At 33.3% G+C, this 16,390-nt stretch carries 16 protein-coding genes; 7 read left to right on the top strand and 9 right to left on the bottom strand.

What is annotated here, in order from left to right; all coding sequences use genetic code 11:
- Positions 1-142 precede the first annotated feature (142 nt).
- From Trichorick_RS00590 to Trichorick_RS00565, 6 genes are all read left to right on the top strand, one after another.
- Positions 143-754 (top strand): NADH-quinone oxidoreductase subunit J, encoded by a 612-nt coding sequence (locus Trichorick_RS00590; RefSeq protein WP_323738338.1) that lies wholly within the window; start codon positions 143-145, stop codon positions 752-754.
- Entirely contained in the window at positions 747-1,061 is a 315-nt protein-coding gene (nuoK, locus tag Trichorick_RS00585) for an NADH-quinone oxidoreductase subunit NuoK (RefSeq protein ID WP_323738337.1), read from the top strand. Before Trichorick_RS00590 ends, nuoK begins: the two co-directional genes overlap by 8 nt.
- Positions 1,062-1,065: 4 nt before the next feature.
- Complete coding sequence (gene nuoL, locus Trichorick_RS00580) at positions 1,066-2,988, top strand: NADH-quinone oxidoreductase subunit L (RefSeq protein WP_323738336.1); 1,923 nt, start codon at positions 1,066-1,068, stop codon at positions 2,986-2,988.
- 11 nt (positions 2,989-2,999) lie between these two features.
- The gene (locus Trichorick_RS00575; RefSeq protein WP_323738335.1) at positions 3,000-4,487 is read left to right on the top strand and encodes an NADH-quinone oxidoreductase subunit M; all 1,488 of its coding nucleotides are present in this window, start codon (positions 3,000-3,002) and stop codon (positions 4,485-4,487) included.
- 300 nt (positions 4,488-4,787) lie between these two features.
- Entirely contained in the window at positions 4,788-6,170 is a 1,383-nt protein-coding gene (locus tag Trichorick_RS00570; protein WP_323738898.1) for an NADH-quinone oxidoreductase subunit N, read from the top strand.
- A gap of 106 nt (positions 6,171-6,276) precedes the next feature.
- Positions 6,277-7,032: a biotin--[acetyl-CoA-carboxylase] ligase gene (locus Trichorick_RS00565; protein ID WP_323738334.1), complete on the top strand. Its 756-nt coding sequence runs from the start codon at positions 6,277-6,279 to the stop codon at positions 7,030-7,032.
- Between the two features lie 182 nt (positions 7,033-7,214).
- Here the strand turns inward: Trichorick_RS00565 and ppa are convergent, their stop codons facing one another.
- Positions 7,215-7,739 carry an inorganic diphosphatase gene (ppa, locus tag Trichorick_RS00560; protein ID WP_323738333.1) on the bottom strand — a complete coding sequence of 175 codons (525 nt, stop codon included), beginning with the start codon at positions 7,737-7,739 and terminating at the stop codon, positions 7,215-7,217.
- Positions 7,740-7,779: 40 nt separating this feature from the next.
- Positions 7,780-9,381: a methyltransferase regulatory domain-containing protein gene (locus Trichorick_RS00555; protein WP_323738332.1), complete on the bottom strand. Its 1,602-nt coding sequence runs from the start codon at positions 9,379-9,381 to the stop codon at positions 7,780-7,782.
- A gap of 732 nt (positions 9,382-10,113) precedes the next feature.
- Here Trichorick_RS00555 and Trichorick_RS00550 point away from each other — a divergent pair.
- Positions 10,114-10,926: a hypothetical protein gene (locus Trichorick_RS00550; protein WP_323738331.1), complete on the top strand. Its 813-nt coding sequence runs from the start codon at positions 10,114-10,116 to the stop codon at positions 10,924-10,926.
- A 1,286-nt stretch (positions 10,927-12,212) separates the two neighbouring features.
- On the opposite strand, the gene Trichorick_RS00545 is transcribed toward Trichorick_RS00550, so the two are convergent.
- The 7 genes from Trichorick_RS00545 to Trichorick_RS00515 are packed head-to-tail and all read right to left on the bottom strand — an operon-like array spanning position 12,213 to position 16,343.
- On the bottom strand, positions 12,213-13,028 hold the full coding sequence (locus Trichorick_RS00545; protein WP_323738330.1) for a cytochrome c oxidase subunit 3: 816 nt from the start codon (positions 13,026-13,028) through the stop codon (positions 12,213-12,215).
- Positions 13,029-13,086: 58 nt separating this feature from the next.
- Positions 13,087-13,629, bottom strand: a complete 543-nt coding sequence (locus Trichorick_RS00540) for a cytochrome c oxidase assembly protein (RefSeq protein ID WP_323738329.1) — start codon at positions 13,627-13,629, stop codon at positions 13,087-13,089.
- 22 nt (positions 13,630-13,651) lie between these two features.
- A complete protein-coding gene (gene lptB, locus Trichorick_RS00535) occupies positions 13,652-14,386 on the bottom strand; it encodes an LPS export ABC transporter ATP-binding protein (protein ID WP_323738328.1) in 735 nt (244 codons plus the stop codon).
- Entirely contained in the window at positions 14,367-14,837 is a 471-nt protein-coding gene (locus tag Trichorick_RS00530) for an LptA/OstA family protein (protein ID WP_323738327.1), read from the bottom strand. Before Trichorick_RS00530 ends, lptB begins: the two co-directional genes overlap by 20 nt.
- 1 nt (position 14,838) lies before the next feature.
- On the bottom strand, positions 14,839-15,432 hold the full coding sequence (gene lptC / locus Trichorick_RS00525; protein ID WP_323738326.1) for an LPS export ABC transporter periplasmic protein LptC: 594 nt from the start codon (positions 15,430-15,432) through the stop codon (positions 14,839-14,841).
- Positions 15,432-16,013 (bottom strand): DUF4040 domain-containing protein, encoded by a 582-nt coding sequence (locus Trichorick_RS00520; RefSeq protein ID WP_323738325.1) that lies wholly within the window; start codon positions 16,011-16,013, stop codon positions 15,432-15,434. The genes lptC and Trichorick_RS00520 overlap by 1 nt, the downstream gene beginning before the upstream one ends.
- A gap of 15 nt (positions 16,014-16,028) precedes the next feature.
- The gene (locus Trichorick_RS00515; protein ID WP_323738324.1) at positions 16,029-16,343 is read right to left on the bottom strand and encodes a Na+/H+ antiporter subunit G; all 315 of its coding nucleotides are present in this window, start codon (positions 16,341-16,343) and stop codon (positions 16,029-16,031) included.
- Between the last annotated feature and the right edge of the window lie 47 nt (positions 16,344-16,390).

The following is a 16,390-nucleotide window of genomic DNA, read 5'->3' as shown; positions in this document are numbered from 1 at the left end:
AAGCTGTCATTGCGAGGGCTAAAGCCCGAAGCAGTCCAGGGAAGTGAAGGCTATTTAACTGGATTGCTTCGACCATAAATGGTCTCAGCTCAGACGGTTTATATGATTCAGTGAACACTCTCTATAAATTGGTAGAATTACAATGATATTCTTTTATTTATTTGCCAGTCTAATAATTATCAGCAGCATTTGCGTAGTGACTAGTCGTAATCCGGTTGTTGCGGTATTGTGGCTTATTTTTGCCTTCTGCAATGGTTCAGGATTAATGATTCTATTAGGTGCAGAATTTTTAGCAATGATGTTAATAGTTATTTATGTGGGAGCGGTAGCGGTATTATTTTTGTTTGTGGTAATGATGCTGGATATAAAATTTGCTGAAGTGCAAGGGGAGTTAAAAAAGAATTTATCGATTGCATCGATAATTGCTGTTATTATGTTTGCTGATCTTATACTAATTATTTTATTGGGCACCAAATCAATAAATATATCTAATGTCGCATTTACAACTCCGGCTAATATTAGTAATACTCTAGCTATAGGTAAAGTACTATATACCGATTTTGTACTGCCGTTTCAAGCAGCGGGTCTGATCCTGTTTGTAGCAATGATTGCTTGTATCGCTCTAACTTTAAGGCCATCAACAGCTGTAAAACGTCAAAATATTAATCAACAATTAAAACGTAATAAAGATAGTGGTATGAATGTTACTAAGCTAGGTGTAAAACAAGGGGTTCAGGAAATACAATATGATTAATATCATTACCTTAGAGCATTATCTGATTTTAGCAGCTTTAGTTTTCACTATCGGTATTACCGGTCTATTCATGAATCGTAAAAATCTGATTACAGTTTTAATGTCAATAGAACTAATGTTGTTATCAATTAATATCAATTTTGTAGCGTTTTCTGCATATTTGCAGGATTTGTCCGGACAAATTTTTAGTATCATTATTCTTACAATTGCTGCTGCTGAAACCTCAATTGGTTTGGCTATAATAGTAGTGTATTTTAGGAATAAGCGTTCTGTGCAATTAACAGAAATTAGTCAAATGAAAGGTTAAGCGAGTGCAGATATTAGCAATTTTGATAGTAGCCTTACCGTTATTCTCTGGAATCATTAATGGTTTGTGCTGTCGTAATATTAGTCATAAAAATGCTAGCATTATAGCTTGTTTGCTAATGTTGACCGCTACAATTTGTGCTTGTGTTATATTTTTTGACGTTGGGATTAAGGGCAATATACATCATGTAATATTGTTGCGATGGATAGAACTCGGAGCGTTTAAAGTGAATTGGGCAATCTACGTTGACCAGCTTACTAGTATAATGTTTTTAGTGGTCCTCGGTGTATCAACTATTGTTCATATTTATTCTCTTGGTTATATGCATGATGATCAGCATTTACCAAAATTTCTTTGTTTTTTATCGTTATTTACTTTCTTTATGCTTGCTTTGGTTGCGGCAGATAATTTTATCCAATTATTTTTTGGTTGGGAAGGGGTTGGATTATGTTCATATTTGCTAATTGGTTACTGGTTTCATAAGGATTCGGCAAATAGTGCGGCAGTGAAAGCTTTTATTACCAATAGAGTTAGTGACTGTGCGTTTATTCTGGGAGTGGTAATAATCATTATTTATACAGATAGTGCTGATTTTAATAATGTTTTTGCACAAGCAAAATCTTTATCTAAAGAGTTTATTAATATTGCTGGATTACAGTTTGTGGTGCTGGATGTGATATGCGCAATATTATTTATTGGTTGTATGGGTAAATCGGCACAGTTTGGATTGCACGTATGGCTACCGGATGCTATGGAAGGTCCAACGCCGGTTTCAGCTTTGATCCATGCGGCTACCATGGTAACTGCTGGAGTATTCTTATTGGCAAGGTGTTCCTATCTGTTTGAATATAGTCCAGCAATATTGCAGTTCATTGCGATTATTGGTGGCATTACTTGTTTATTTGCGGCAACAATTGCGGTAACACAAAGTGATATTAAAAAAATTATTGCTTATTCTACCTGCAGCCAGCTTGGTTATATGTTTGTTGCTTGTGGAGTTTCTGCATATCAAGCGGGGATATTTCACTTAGCTACTCACGCTGCATTTAAAGCTTTATTATTTTTATGCGCCGGTAATGTAATTCATGCTTGTCATGAGCAGGATATTTTTAAGATGGGTGGTCTGCGGAGCAAGATGCCAATTACTTATGCTTATTTTTTAATTGGCTCGCTGGCCATTATTGGTATTTTTCCGCTCGCTGGTTATTACTCCAAGGATTTAATCCTTGAATCTGCTTATGAGGTTGGCGGTATAGGCGAAATTGTATTTGGCCTGGGAATTATTGCAGCTATCCTTACAGCAATTTATTCGATGAAGATTATTATTTTGGTTTTTCACGGCTATACTAATTTATCGGTTGAAGTTTTTGCTCATACTCATGAAGCAAATGGTATAATGAACATACCATTGATATTGTTAGCTGCTTGCGCGATCTGTGCTGGAGCTGCGGGTGAGTATATTTTAGATATTGGTAAAATACCTGGTTATTTTCTGGATAGTATTTATAATTTACCGCATGATGCACACGGTGATTCCGTTGCTTCGGTGATTCAGCTATTGCCATTATTAGTTGGAATAATAGGTATTGTAGTAGGGGTTTATATATATAAAAATAAGCTGTTTGTAGCTATTGCTGAGCAATTTAGCTTTGTAAATCGTATTTTACAAAATAAGTATTATGTAGATGAGCTATATGATTATGCACTGATCAAGACAATAAATTGTTTGGCTAGAATAGCTGCTATTTTTGATTCGCGAGTAATTGATTGTGGAGGGCCAGGAGCTGTTGCAAAACTGACTAATGGTTGTGGTTGGGTGGTAAGTAAATTACAAACTGGATATATTTTTAATTATGCTTTTGTTATAATTCTGACCATCACTGTGTGTGTTACGTTTTTTGTAATAAATTTTATACAAGTATTGTAGAGCTTTTAGGAATGTTAGAATTGCCAGTATTATCCATTAGTATTTTGTTACCATTAGCTAGTGCGTTATATATTGCTTTTTTTATTAGCCAAAGTCAAACTGCTAACAAGCAATTATATGCTATGTATGTGGCCACCTTAAGCTCAATTCTAACTTTAATCTCTACTATATATATATTAGTGATGTTTGATAGTAGTAATCCTGATTATCAATTTGTTGAGCAATATAATTGGATTAATGCTATTGGGCTTGAATTTTATGTAGGTATTGATGGTATATCGATATATTTCGTCTTTCTAACAGCCTTACTTACTTTGATCTGCATCATATCAAGTGTTTTTACTATAAAGAAACAAATAAAAGAATATTTATTATGTTTTTTACTACTAGAATCGTTTTGTATAGGTGCGTTTAGCTCGCTCAATTTATTATTATTTTATCTGTTCTTTGAGGTTATCTTAATACCAATGTATCTCATTATTGGAGTATGGGGTGGAGATAACAGGATATATGCAGCCTTTAAGTTTTTCTTATATACTTTTTTTGGCTCAGTGTTTTTCTTGTTAGCTTTGATTTATATTTATGTCAATGCTCACACTTTTAGTATTCCGGCTTTAGTTAATATTGTCTCAGGATTTAGAGATTCAACACAAAAAATCTTGTGGATCGCAATGTTTATTGCTTTTGCAGTGAAAGTGCCTATGCCGCCATTTCATACATGGTTGCCTGATGCTCACGTTCAAGCTCCAACAGCAGGATCAGTAATGTTGGCAGGTATTCTATTAAAATTAGGAGCTTATGCTTTTCTAAGAATTTCTTTACCAATGCTACCTATAGCTTCAGCTGAATTTTCAATATATGTTTTGATTATTAGTGCCTTTGCCATAATTTATGCTTCATTTACAGCGCTTGCGCAAGCTGATATGAAAAAAATGATTGCTTATTCATCAGTTGCTCATATGGGATATGTTACTGCTGGTATTTTTACTTTTACCGAAGCTGGCATTAGTGGAGCAATATTTCAGATGATCAGTCATGGCATTGTGTCTGCTGCATTATTCTTGATCGTTGGTATCTTATATGAAAGAAATCATACTAAGATGATTGATCAATATGGTGGTGTTGCACATAAAATGCCGCTTTTAGCAGTGTTGTTTATGATTAGTATGCTTGGATCGGTAGGATTACCAGGCACTAGTGGTTTTATTGGAGAATTTTTTAGTTTAGTAGGTATTTTAAAAATAAATATCACAGCAGCGATTTTTGCTGCAACTGGAGTAATATTTGGTGCAGTATATATGCTAAAATTATACAAGGAAGTGATGTTAGGCACTGTCGGGCAAAAGATCGTAGATTTTAAAGATCTGAGATGGTATGAAACACTAGCTTTGCTGCCGTTAATTATCTGTATTATTTATTTTGGGATTATACCTAGTGGGATTATGGAAGCATTGGGGTTGCCAGTGCATAGTCTTACACAAATCTACACTGGTTACTAGGTTAAATTTTGAGAATTAGTGTAGTCATACACGTCAAATTAAGGAAAAGAGGCGATGTAAACCGTATACACCTACACCACACCGTCATTGAGAGAGAGCGCAGCGAACGTGGCAATCTGGTTATAATTATTTCACTGGATTGCTTCAGGCAGAGCCATCGCAATAACTGTGTGCTTAAGTAAGAAGTTTGTATGTAGTCTCTTTTTCCTTAAACTTGACGCATATGCCTCGATAGTAGCCTGGTAAAAAACTGGAATTGTTGAATTTAATTGAAGTACATTTGTGTTAACACATTTTATGATGATAATACCAGAGTTTATATTGACGGCTCTTGCGCTGTTGGCGCAAGTGGCGGCCGTATTTTATCGTGAGCGTGTAAACTTAATTGTTAAGGTTACGATTGTAGTACTAATATTTTTAATGTTAGTATTGGTGGTATTATTAGGTTCTCATGGTATAGGATGTAACGGATCATTTGTCAGCAGTGTTGTTACCTCATTTTACAAATTACTGGTACTTGGCTTTACAATAATGAGTATAATAATATATTATGAATTTTGTAAGATATCTGCGTTAAACGTCAGAATGGAATATATAACCTTGTTATTATTTTCAATGCTTGGGATTTTTTTATCGATTTCATCACGTAATTTATTATTATTATTTTGTGGATTAGAATTAACTGCTTTGACTGGATACGCTTTAGCAGGGTTTAGTCTAGATATAAAATCTGCAGAAGCCGCAGTAAAATATTTTGTATTGGGAGCATTACTTAGCTGTATCACTTTGTTAGGCATGTCGTTTTTATATGGCTTTGCTGGCAGTTTGGACTTTAAAGTAATCGTTGCGATGTTTAATAATGCAGTACAGATTCCTAATATAGGGATTGTTATTGGTGCTGTATTAATGTTAAGTGGTTTGTTATTTAAATTTTCTGCGGCACCGCTGCATATGTGGACGCCTGATGTATATGAAGGATCGTCAGTAACTACTGTTGCCTATTTTGCCACAGCGCAAAAAATAGGAGTACTATTTGTTTTATTAAATATACTTACTTTAATGATTGGAGAATATCCACAAATTACTGGGTCTTTAATTAAAATTGTTGCTATATTTTCGATGGTTATTGGTTCACTTGGAGCCATTATGCAAAAATCTATCAAAAGATTAATGGCATATAGTACAATTTTGAATGTTGGTTATGTCTTAATGGGAATATCTTTGCAGAATGTTGCTGGAATTTTATCAGCCATAATTTATATGGTTATTTATATTATTGCAGCGTTAGGTTTTTTTGCTTGTCTTATTGCGTTGCTTGGAAAAAATGCTGAAGAAGCAACTTTTGATAATATTAGCGGTATAGCCACAAACAGAAAAGCAATTGCTGCTGCAATTGCAGTGATGATGTTTTCTATGATTGGTTTGCCACCACTGGCAGGATTTTTTGGTAAATACTATATTTTTTACCAGGCCATTAAACAACAAGAAATAGTGCTTGCTGTCATTGGGATGATTAGCAGTATTATCGCTAGTTATTATTATTTAAAGATTGTTAGGTCAATGTATTTTGCTGACAATATTAAGCAAACAGAAATAATACCAACTAGCAACGGTTTATTATTTATTACCTGTCTTGTGGTAACTTTCCTATTATTATTTTCATTGTTACTGCTAATTATTTAGAATTACTGACTGCTTAAATGTATACTTGAATCTAATCTTCAGCGTTTGGAATTGTGTTGTTGGCAATTTCAACCCAGCTATTATACTAGACAGTAAGAGATGAATAATGCATCTGCCATGGCTTAAAAAATACAATTTACTGATTTTTGATGAGATTGATAGTACAAATTCTGAGGCAATTAGGTTAGCTAAAGCAGGAGTAACCGGTAATTTTGTCATTTGGGCTCAAAGTCAGACAGCTGGACGTGGTAAATATTCTAAAAAATGGTATTCAGAGCCTGGTAATTTCTATGCTAGTATACTACTTGAAAAAAATATTCCTATTGAAATACAGCCACAATTATCATTTGTTACAGCATTAGCTGTTTATGATACTGTTATAGCTATAGCAAAGAGTGCAAATCTTACTTTAACAATTGGACTAAAGTGGCCTAATGATGTCCTGGTTGATAGCAAAAAAATAGCCGGAATTTTACTTGAATCAATCAAGTTATCAAATAGTGGTTATTTAATCATAGGAGTAGGGATTAATCTGCGATCTAATCCATTGGATATTGATCAACCAGCTACAAATTTATTTAATTTTGGGATAGATCAAGTAGGTTCTGATCAGACTCTACATTTATTTATAAGTTTTTTTGAAAAGTATTTTTCTATGTGGCAACAACAAGGGTTTATGCCGATTAGGCAATTATGGCTCAAAAAAGCTAATAAACTAAATAAAGTAATTACAATTGATGACGGTAAAAATAGGATTTCTGGTAGATTCCAGGACATAGACCTTACAGGTAATATACGAATTAAACTTGCTTGTGGTCAAATATATAGTCTATCGGCTGGTGAGGTATTTTTTGGTTCTTGATTTTTATGTGAGAGTTTGTAGCTTTATCTCAAGCAAGACGACTTTTTCTAAAAACCGTGAACAACGCTTACCACTGTCATCCCGAAACAAATTCAGGATGATAGCTAGTGTCGCAAGGATAACCGTAGTGTGTCGAAAAATCAAAGTTCATAAATTTCTAGGATAAAAGCTAAAAAATGATTTCAGCTAAGTTTACGATCTACGCCCTCTTTGATTAAAGTTCTTGCTTTTTGCGCTCCTTCAAAGCCAGTAACTTTAACCCATTTACCTTTTTCTAAATCTTTATAATGTTCAAAAAAATGCGATATTCTTTGTTTTAAAACTGAGTTAAGGTCTTCCAAGTCTTGCACAGTACTAAAAGAAGGGTCTAATTTTGATACTGGCACTGCAATTATTTTTTCATCGATTCCGGATTCATCTTCCATCATTAACACTGCTACTGGTCTAGCTCTTATGACACTACCAGGAATCACTGGATAGTTTGAAATCACTAGTACATCAACTGGATCACCATCACCAGATAAAGTATGAGGAACAAAGCCATAATTACATGGATAAAACATTGATGTTTGGATGAAACGATCGACAAAAATAGCTCCAGAATCCTTGTCAAACTCATATTTAACTGGAGGTGCATTCATTGGTATTTCAATAATTACATTTATTTCACCTTGTGAATTTTGTGCAGCTATTTTATCAATTAACATAAATATTTACCTAAATAAGTTTTAAAAGAAGTATATACAATTATGCAACCAAAATAAAATTACGTCTAAATTTTTCTAAACTTGATTCCACACATTTTGAAGCTAAGTTTTTTAAAGTAGCTTTGTCTGTAATTTTGACATCACCTTCTGCTGCAACTAATTCACCTTTAACAAATTTATCAGTAAGTTTTGTTGTAATTTGTTCTAGATTATGATTACCATCGAGTAACTCAAGGACATATTTATCAGGCAGCTGGATTGCTAGTAACTGATTAATTTGAGTGGTAATCCATAATTTATTGATTGAAGCATGAGCAGCCTGATATCTCGCTAAATTACTTGCTTTAGGTTTTGCTGATATTTCAAAAATACTAGCAGGTTTGCTTTCAAAAAGTTTAATATAACCACTAAGTACTAATTTTCCGATATTATTATTAAATTCTTGAATGAAGTCTTGGAGTGCAAATTGTGGTAGTTTTGTCGAAGCGACATGTAATAACTTATTTATTTTTAATGGATTACCTATATTATCTATATAGCTATAAAAGATAGCTTTCATGATCGGAGAAGAAGTTGAGATTGAAGTTGCTGTAGACTCAATTAAAGAAAAAGTAATGCTTTCTAATGCATTGCTTAGGTCTATATCGCTTTCTAGTTTATCTGCAGATAACATGCACATAGTATAGAATTGATCCAAGATTTCTGAAGTAATAGCTCTATTAATGACGGTATCTTTACCCACTAATAGAGTGCATCTAAATCTTCTGTTATAAATAAAATCAATATATTGTTCAGTTCGGACAATATCATTAATTACTGCAAGTTTTTCTGAAGCATGTGCTGGTAAATTTCCTAAATACATAGTTTGAATGTTGGCGTCACCAAGATAATTCAGAGAGTGAGCTCGTGCTAGATCCATAAATTTATGAAAGTAAAATGGTGTATTTTCTTCTGCTAAATATTCATGGCGCAAATATTGATCCTCATGTTTAGCTAATGCTAGAGCTTCTTCTTTTAAAAATTTGGCATATGGAGCTGTAGAATCTTGCAATGAATCATTAACAAAATCTAAGAATAACTTGGCTTGCTTAACTTTGTTATGAGTATCTTCAAAAATTGATGAATGAAATAGCATCATATCACGTATGTTATTGACCATATTCCAACCAGGTAAAACATTATAGCTGATAAAAGATATGCCATTCTTGTTTAATAATTTATTAGATATTTCTAAAATTTTATCTTTAACTGCATCAGGTACCCAAGAAAATACTCCATGACAAATTATGTAATCGAATTTACCAAATGATTCATCAAGGTCAGTAATAGACATATGTTTTAATTCAATATTTTTTAATCCAAGCTTTTGTATTAGCTTATGCCCATGCTCAATTTCTGTTTTTGATAAATCAACTCCCAGTGAATAAGATTTAGGATATGTTTCAGCAAAATTAATAATATTACCACCATTAGAACATCCTAATTCTAGAACTCTAGCAGTTTTCAATGTTGGTGGAGTCATGCCAAATAATACTCCAATAGTCCTTAAATATTCAGGTCTGGTATGAGGAAAAGGGTAACTCTCGTATGGAAATTCATCATATGAATCATTTGAAGTAGGTGATTTATCAGAAATTGTCATTTATTTGCTCAATATTTATAGATTATATTTTTTAGTATATTTTCTTGTGTTATGCAATAAACTTCTAAGATAAAATTTTAATTATGAGTGAGATGAAAGCGTATAGTCGATTTAAGAAATAGAGCAATAGATCTTCAGAAAACATCTAAAATAAAAGCAATATTAAGGGTCTTCCCTGAACTGTGTTAATATAAAAATAGAGCACGTCAAGCTTTGAGACCGTTTATGGTCGAAAGCAATCCAGGAAATAAGTTTGACTGGATTGCTTCTGCTGTAAAGCAGCTTATATGTAATTATTGGAGAATAGTTACGTATATTATTTAATGCGAGTTGCCAATTAAAATATCTTTTAAATATCACAGAGACCAATTCCAGCCGTCATTGCTTGAGGGAGCGCAGCTAATAATAATGGTAGCCTGTACTTAGCCTTTTTAGGTTCAGTACAACTCCTATCATATAAGCTTGTATTTGCATATTCGTTAATATTTACTGAGCAATTCTACGGAAATAACCATATCCAAGTTAGCTATATTAACAATACACGTTAAAATACCACAACCAAAATAAATTTTGCTGTTATCAAGATAATTTTCCCTTCTTTTAACTGAAAATTAATAAAATTTGGCACGAATGTTGCTTAAGAAAATGATAGAATAATATATATTCATGTTATAGATATATATCACTCTATTAAATTAATAATTAATAAAAAAATTAAAAGGAGAATAAGTTATGACCGATTTTATTAATCCAATTACCCTGATCGCTAGCAATACAATGAAAGCAAATACCGAAAGATTACGTGAAGCTGGTGAGCGTTTAGCTACTGGCGATAGAAGTAAAGCTAATATCGTAGATTATGTGGTAGGCTCTCAGTTGCGTAATACAGCATCTGTACTTAAAAGCGTTGCTAAAAGTGCTGCTTATGGTATTAATCTGCTTAAAGTTGCGCAATCGACATTATTAGCAGGAAAGCAACAGCTTGTAGGACTACAAGATATTATTGCTCAAGCGAATACTGCAAACCCTACAACTTTAGCTGCCCTAGATGCATTATATAAATCCAATACTGCGGATCTTAACCGTCAGTTTGAAGGAGCAAGTTTTGATAGTAGAAATCTTTTTAGCAGCGATACATCTATAGCAGCTGTTCCACTAAACGTTAGAGTTGGGATATTAATGACTGATACTATTAAAGTTACCGCTCCTGGCCTAAAAGCAGCTACCACAAAGTTAACTGCTGCAGGTGATCTATTGACCGCAGCTAACCAAGGTACAGCTCAAACTCTTATTGCAGCAGTAGACACTTTGGTCACCAATGGTCTAGCATCAGTTGGTGGACAAATTGAAAGCTTGAAAAATGCTTCTACTGCCTTGTCAGACTCTATCCAAGTACAGGATGCAGCAGGTGATGGTTATTTGAATACTAATTATGAAATTGATTCAAATGAATTTAAAGCAGCACTAGCTAGTATTAAAGGGGCTATTGCTACCGTGGTATTAGCCGATAGACTAGTACAAGAAACAGTTAGATTACTAGATTAATTATTGAATATAATTTATCGAAGCTTCTTTAAATAAAAACTTACCGGTGTTATCAGCTTGTCTATAGTAGTATTCAAAGATATTGCTCAAGACAACTTGATGATGCTGGTTTTAGTGTTTATAGCTTTTATATACAATATCGTGTAATACAGTTATTAAGTGACAATTATTTCAGCCTAAGGTAAAGCAGGAATCCACACTTCAAGTTGAGATAACTTGTATGCCTAATTAAATCTGATTGTTTTGCAAAATGATCTTTTATTTTGTGAAACTAAGTTCTAAAAATATATTTATTTTTACTTATAGTTGTTTTATTAATGTTTTATTAATGCCTATGCTGTATAAGTTAATTTAACCGGGAAACAAATACTATTTTGTTTTAGGCTCAGTATGTTTACAGGATCACATAATCTTAAAAAAATACCTAGGTTAATATTAATATTTTAATTTATATTAATATTAAAATGTGATCCTGACAAGTTTTTAGATTTTCTGGATCCTAATCTGCGCTAGGATTGTATAGGTTTCAATTCAGGTTTAAAATTATCAGTGTCACTCCGAACCCAATATATCCCTGAGCGCACGAGAAGTGTAGATGATATTAGGGTAGAGTGGTATACAGAAAATACAAAAATACACGGTATCTATTCAAGAGTCTGGCAAACCGCAGATGTATGATATATACACTAGTCTTATTAACGCACTCGATGTCATTCCCACGTAGGCGGGAATCTAGAGAGTGTTCAATGAACTGTGTCAATATAAAAATAGAGCATGTCTGAGCTGAGACCATTTATGGTCGAAGCAATCCAGGAAATAAAACGTTTGACTGGATTGCTTCGACCACTAACGTGGTCTCAAAGCTTGACGATTTGACACAGTTCATTGAACACTCTCGGAATCTAGGAATAAAAGTCTCAAATGCTTAGATTGATGTACGCTGGATTCCCGCCGTTGCTGGGAATGACATCTTGGAGGCAGTTTGTTGTCAAACTCACCATCTGTATACCTGATACAGCAAAGGTTTGTCGGGGACGTGAATAGATACGAAAAAACGTAACAACATTCATGATATATAAGTTGGTTAGTAGTTAGCATTCACGGTTTTTAAAATTAAACATCAATATACTACTTAAAAAGCTGGTGACCAACGTCATTGCGAAGAGCTTTAGCTCTGAAGCAATCCAGAAAATCTGGTACAAAGAACTTGATTGTTTCGGGCAAAGCCCTCACAATGACGACTTTTTTAAAAACCCCTGAGCGCTCACTGTTAGTATTAGTATATGCTATCTACCTAATACATATATAAAAGTAAACAAGAATAACCATACTACATCAACAAAATGCCAATACCAGGCAGCAAATTCAAACCCTAGATATCCGTTACCTTTAACAAAATCTCCATTCTTAGCGCGGAAATAACAAACAGCAAGAAAAATTGTGCCAATAATTACATGTAAGCCATGAAAACCTGTAGCTAAGTAAAAATTTGCTGCATAGATACCATCACTTAATTTGAATTTGGCATGGTGATATTCATAAGCTTGCATGGTAGTGAACAAAATGCCAAGCAATACTGTATATCCTAATGCGGTAACGCAGTCTTTTTGATTGTTTTCTTCCATGGCATAATGAGCCCAAGTAACAGTTGTTCCTGATAATAATAAGATCAAAGTATTAAGAAAAGGTATGTCCCATGGGTCAAAGGTTTCAATACCTGCAGGTGGCCAAACACCTTCTTTGACAACCCAAACACCATCCAGAATGCCTACTGGGGCGAGATGAGCTTTAAAAAAAGATCCAAAAAATGCTGCAAAAAACATTATTTCTGATAAAATAAACAACGCCATGCCAATACGAAGCCCTGTTCTTACTGGCTTAGTATGGTGTTTACCAATAATCCCCTCATTGACTACATCACGCCACCAGTGATACAAACAATATAATAATGAGCATACCCCTAGACCTAAAAGATATTCTCCGGTAAAGTAATTATGCATAAACATTACGCTACCTGAGGTAACCAGTAACATTGAGAATGCTGTAAGAATAGGCCAGGGGCTAAGATCAACTAGGTGAAATGGGTGCTGTTTGTTTGCCATAAAAAATTTGTATTATATTAGATATAATAATGAAATGGATTACAGCAAAAGTCTATCATTATTTGTGATTATTGATTTCACGGATCTTAAAAAAACTGTAAGATAGAGTGATAGTGTCAACAGTTGACATGTCCGGATCATTCTCAAATTCTGGGTCAATAAAAAATGAAACAGGCATCAGCAATTTTTGTCCAGCTAGTAATAATTGTTCTTCAAAACAAAAACAGTGAATTTTAACAAAATATCTACCAGCTTTATTTGGGGTAACGTTATAGACTGAAGTGCCGATAATATCAACATTGCTAATATTTTCAGACTCATAAAAAATCAAAGTATTCTGTCCCGGTAATATTGAAACTCGTCGTTGCTTTGGTATGAAGCGCCATGGTAATGCCGGATCGACGTTTGCATCAAATTCTATAACTAGTTGTTTCTTACCTTTTTGTAAATGATAAGATTGGAATGCTTGTTGTGTGGTACCACCAAATCCTGTAACTTTACAAAATAAACTGTAAATTGGGACAGAAGCAAAGCTTAGAAATATCATGCTAACACTCAATCCTACTAAGGATAAAGCAAGTTTTTTGTTTGATGGTTTCATATATGCTTTATATTCTTGATTCTCATCGAGTATAGCTGTGACCAAGATAAACTTCTCGTACCTTGTCACTATTAACTATTTCTGTTGGATCACCTTCCATTAAAACTTTACCGTCATATATAATATAAGCTCGATCAACTATATCCAATGTTTCTCTTACATTATGATCGGTAATAAGAATACCAATATTACGTTTTTTCAAGTATTTCACTAAATGTTTTATATCAATAATAGCAAGCGGATCAATGCCGGCTAACGGTTCATCCAACATCACAAATTTGGGGTTAGAAGCTAACGCTCTGGCTATTTCCAGTCTGCGTCTCTCACCGCCGGATAGACTGATTGACGGTGAATTTTTTAAATGACTAATTGAAAATTCTGCTAATAAATCTTCTGCTTTTTGTTCTACTATTTCCTTATCGCGTTCTGTAATTTCAATAACTGCCCGCAAATTATCAAATACCGATAAACCTCGAAAGATTGATGGTTCTTGCGGTAAGTATCCTAGTCCCATCTGCGCACGTAGGTACATTGGTAAATGAGTAATATCATGATTATCAAAAAATAATTTACCTGAATCAGCTTTAACCAATCCGGCGATAATACTAAAGCAAGTAGTTTTACCAGCTCCATTTGGACCAAATAATCCGACTACTTCTCCAAGAGTAATCTGCAACGATACACCTCTGAGGATAGGCCTTTTAATGAATGATTTAGAAATATTTTCTATTCTTAGACTATTTACCGTTGCTGTCAATGTTTGCTCGTTGATGTTTGTTGTTATGGTGATCAATTTTATTTAATTTAGTATGATATAACAATTTTTCAGTCTGAAGAATATGATCTTGATAAATAAATTTAATATTACCAGTTAAGGTTAGCTCTTCCTGTTGATGATTATAAACCGCTGCATCAGCGATTATAATATTTTGGTTAGATATTTTTAATGCCGATAATTTATTAGGGATTATTATTCTATCTATTGCTTGTTTGCCTTTAGCAGAGTTTTTGTATAATATCTTTAATACAGAAGTCTTTAAAATTATATCATCAAACCATATGATGACTGTTCCAGAAAAATCTACTGTTCTGCTATTTTTATCAAAAGTTACGTTATCAGAATGAATATGTAAATTATTATTATTGCCATAAGTTGTTAATGAATAACAACTTATAATTATAAGAGATATTTTGTAAAAAAGATTCAATTTAGAAGTCTGAAATATCAATCTTTGCTTGAACATGACCCTGTAATTTCATAGTATTGAGGGTGCCATCAGCAACTAAATTATCAGCACTGATTCGTGAATTGTTGTAGTAAACAACTACCTTTTCATTGCTGGTAGCTTTATGATCAATCAAATTAATCAGCAACTCAGCAGTATGACATTGTAAGTCATTTAGCATAATCTGGACATTATCTGTTAATGTAATTAACTTGATATTATTATCAATCAATGCGTGTCGTGCTTTAATTAATATATCATTACCAAAGAATTTATGACGTGCAGCAATTTGCTTTAATTCGTATTGATCTTCTGCAATTTTTGCTGCTGTATCCGATATAATTTTATAAGGTTGTTCATTATTGCTGATCCCTTCAAAAATAGAATTAAACATAGTAATTTCATAATTTTGTGATGGTAAGGTAGCAGTATTTGCTTTGGTAAATTTTGCATTATTTTCAATTGTCACTTGCGGTAAATTAACCCAAGAATAAAATAAAAGCAAAATTATGGTGATACCAATAATAAATATAAATTTGAAGATATTTATTGTACGTTGATAATGTTTTATAAGCATTAGCTATATTTTTTGTTGGTAGTGGATAAAATTAATAACACCGCCAGTCCAGCTATTAAAATCACTGAGGTTTCACCTAGAGTATCATAACCTCTATAACTGGCTAGGATACCTGCTGCTAATGATGGCGTGCCTATTTCAATTCTGGTGTTAGTAGTATAATATTTGCCTAAATGAGTATGCAGTGCAGTAGTTGGATCACCATATTCAGGTAGATCAAACATAATCCATATTAATGTAGCACTAAATAATAAGCATATAATAACAGCTGGTATAATTCTATTGTTTTTTATGATAAGAGAGGTGGTTTTTAACATTTTAATAAAATTGAGTAATATGCAGGTTGCAAGGCAACTTCCCAGAGCTACTTCGGTCATCGCTACATCAGGAGCATCCATCAATAAATAACACATACTAATCAGCAAGCTAAATACTGACAGCAGAACTATATTCTCAAATAAATTGAAGCTGATTATCAGCTTCATACTAATGATTATCAGAGTTGTAGCAACAATGTATAATAAATAAACACTAACCTGAAAATCTAATGAGGATGGTATGGTAAGCAAATTATCTAACATTCATTTCTAGGTTTTTTAATTTTTATTATTTAATTCCGGCAATCTTGATTTTGCCAATAAAGCTGCTTTAGCTAACGCAGTTGTCGCTACCGGGTTTAGCAATAACACAGCAATAGCCGCCAATATTAATTTAAAACTGGTCAAGGGATTATGCTGTAAACAGCTAAGGCCAATTAATGCTGACGGTAACCCACAAGAATCAATAAGCCCCGCTGCATGAATTTTTGTATAGAAATCAGGAAATCTAAATAAACCGATAATAGCAGAGAAAATTATAAATAGGCTGAATATTATTAATCCCCAACCAATTAATGTTGATATAGTACTCATAAGTCATACTTTTGTTTTATGGTGAGATAAGCCAGGTTCATATGCTT

This window comes from Candidatus Trichorickettsia mobilis (assembly GCF_034366785.1).
In the GTDB taxonomy this organism is placed as follows: Bacteria; Pseudomonadota; Alphaproteobacteria; order Rickettsiales; family Rickettsiaceae; genus Trichorickettsia; species Trichorickettsia mobilis_A.
The sequence above is the reverse complement of the archived record's forward strand: the minus strand, read 5'-3'. Positions and strand labels throughout refer to the sequence as shown.